General features: G+C 41.0%; 1 rRNA gene and 1 pseudogene. One reads left to right on the top strand and one right to left on the bottom strand.

The annotated features are described in order from the left end of the window. Nucleotides 1-103, top strand: a 5S ribosomal RNA gene (gene rrf, locus E2R67_RS16365); the annotation flags it as partial. Nucleotides 104-544: 441 nt separating this feature from the next. On the opposite strand, the pseudogene E2R67_RS16360 reads toward rrf, so the two are convergent. Continuing rightward, nucleotides 545-826 (bottom strand): annotated as a pseudogene (locus E2R67_RS16360) (GNAT family N-acetyltransferase); the annotation flags it as partial. Nucleotides 827-944: the final 118 nt, after the last annotated feature.

Here is a 944-nt window from a genome sequence, read left to right as displayed (position 1 = left end):
GCGCTATGGTACCACCTGATCCCATGCCGAACTCAGAAGTGAAACGTAGCTGCGCCGATGATAGTGTGGGGTCTCCCCATGTGAAAGTAGGTCATTGCCAAGCGCCTAATTAAACGAACCCTGTTGATGAAAATCGACAGGGTTTTTTTATGTTTATAAATTATGTAAAGACCTTTCTTTATTTACAACACAACTAGATATAATCATGCCGAACTCAGCAGTGAAACGCAGTTGCGCCGATGATGCTTAGCGGCATCTTGTTTCCTTGAACGTCGTTCAAGGGACTGCGATACCAAAGGTCTCCGCAACACAAGAGCTGGACATTGCTAGACACCTATTTAAGAAAGCCCCACTGATTAGTTTCGGTGAGGTTTTTTAGGCTGTGGTGGCATCTTGTTTCCTTGAACCTTGTTCAAGGGAGTGCGATACCAAAGGGCCTCCTAATATGAAAGTAGGGCGAATATCGCGACAGCGATGGGTTATGAGCAATGTTTACCCATTGCCAAGCACCTATTTGTAATGACGATTTAAACAAATATTTAATTTAGATGATACGTGCCATATGGTAGGCATCTACATACTTTCCATTTCTAAATGCGTAAGACTTTGCTTCACCTTCAATAACAAACCCAAACTTTTTGTATAAGTTAATTGCTCTTACATTATCGCTATAGACTGTAAGTTCAATACGCTTAATATTTACCCAATTATCAGCAAGATCAATCGCTGTTTCTAATAAAGCACTGCCAACACCTTGTCCTTGAACGTTATCTTTAACGCCCATGCCAAAATAAGCAACATGACGGCGTCTGGCATTGGTAGCTAATACCAATCTGTAAAATTAACTGGTCAGTTTCATCCAGTCTCTAAAGCACATGCTTTTTACTCTTAGAGGGATGCTGACAAAGTCATTCCATGCCTTACATACTTCATCAACAATATTG

The organism is Psychromonas algicola (assembly GCF_004378355.1).
In the GTDB taxonomy this organism is placed as follows: Bacteria; Pseudomonadota; Gammaproteobacteria; order Enterobacterales; family Psychromonadaceae; genus Psychromonas.
Note: the sequence above shows the minus strand (reverse complement) of the source record. Positions and strands in the feature narration are given on the sequence as shown.